Source organism: Polaromonas sp. P1_E3 (genome assembly GCF_056405935.1).
Genome location: NZ_JBFUBD010000601.1, coordinates 1 through 1289, shown reverse-complemented (window position 1 = coordinate 1289; position 1289 = coordinate 1). Strand labels below are relative to the sequence as shown.

Here is a 1289-nt window from a genome sequence, read left to right as displayed (position 1 = left end):
GTACAGGACGGTAGGCTTCCATTTGATAAAGCTCTCGCTGTGGAAATAAATGGTGGCACCGCCCAGCACGGTCACCAGGCCCAGGCTGATCCACAGCATGGTGTCGACTTTCTTGCCGCTGATCTTGAGCCAGAGAATCTGGGCCAGTGTGGCGACGATGACGACTACGGTAGCCAGCAGCACCGGCGCTTCAGCCGCACCCACCACGCCTCCGGAAACCATAAAACCCAGCCATTCGGTCGCCGTAGCGGCAGCCCAGTCCTTGTTGCCTTCGGCGTACTTGAACATGCCAAAGAAAAGGGCAATCGGCAAAAAGTCGAAAAGAATTTTCATAAACAGATTATGAGCCCCCACGCTCCACCGCTGCGCGGGTCGCTGCCCCTCGAGGGGGCGCTGCGCCTGCGGCCCGGCAAAGCCGGTTCCGCGGCCTCGGCTGGGCAAGACATGGGGAAATTAGTGAACGTGGCTCAGGTTTTTTTGAAATCGAGCGAGGCCGAGTTCATGCAGTAGCGCAACCCTGTGGGAGACGGTCCATCGGGAAACACATGGCCCAGATGCGCGCCGCAACTGGCGCACACGGTCTCGGTGCGCACCATGCCGTGTTTGCGGTCCACAATTTCCTCGATCGCGCCCGGCACGGCTTCTTCCGAAAAGCTGGGCCAGCCGCAACCCGCGTCGAACTTGGTCTCTGACTCAAACAGCTTGGCACCGCAGCAGATGCAGTGGTAGCTGCCGTCATCCCACACCGCTTCATATTTCCCGGTGTACGGGCGTTCTGTTGCGGCGTGACGCGTGACTTCAAAAGCCGCAGGTTCGGCGCCTTTTTCGGCCAGCAAGGCCTTCCACTCGGCGTCGGTTTTCTGGATCTTGGCGCTCATGTCGTTGTCCTGTGTGAAGGGTGGGGTTTCTGGGATGTTACGAACTGCAACTGATTTCAATGGAAGAAGCCCAGTCTGGGGGAAAGTCCGCAAAGCTGTCATGGCCCGGATGCTCATCAAATGGGGCCTGCAGCAAGGCAAGCAAGGTGTCGACTCCGGAAAAGTCCTTTAGTTTCGCGGCGCGTATGGCTTCTTCGCCCAAATGGTTGCGCAGCACGAATTTGGGGTTGCTTTTGAGCATCAAATCGGCCCGCAGCCCTTGATCCACGGGCGCGAGGCGCTCTGAATACTGTAGCGCCCAGGTGTTGAAGGATTCCCGGTCAAAAAACAGGTCACGCAGGGGCTCGTGGCCGCTTTGCGCAGTGAAGCCATTGAGTCGCCGCCAGAAGATGGTGTAGTCCACCTTGTTGC

2 protein-coding genes and 1 pseudogene are annotated in these 1289 nt (G+C 58.7%); all 3 read right to left on the bottom strand.

Translation table 11 applies throughout. The features are described from left to right. On the bottom strand, positions 1-333 hold a 333-nt coding region (locus AC1D0Z_RS22075), incomplete at its 3' end, for an inner membrane-spanning protein YciB (RefSeq protein ID WP_477660284.1). Positions 334-467: 134 nt separating this feature from the next. Continuing rightward, positions 468-878 carry a peptide-methionine (R)-S-oxide reductase MsrB gene (msrB, locus tag AC1D0Z_RS22070; protein ID WP_477660283.1) on the bottom strand — a complete coding sequence of 137 codons (411 nt, stop codon included), beginning with the start codon at positions 876-878 and terminating at the stop codon, positions 468-470. A 37-nt stretch (positions 879-915) separates the two neighbouring features. Beyond that, positions 916-1289: pseudogene (locus tag AC1D0Z_RS22065) on the bottom strand (hypothetical protein); the annotation flags it as partial.

Coding starts and splice junctions, on each gene's coding strand:
- msrB (WP_477660283.1), bottom strand. CDS start 878: ATGAGCGCCAAGATCCAGAAAACCGACGCCGAGTGGAAGGCCTTGCTG.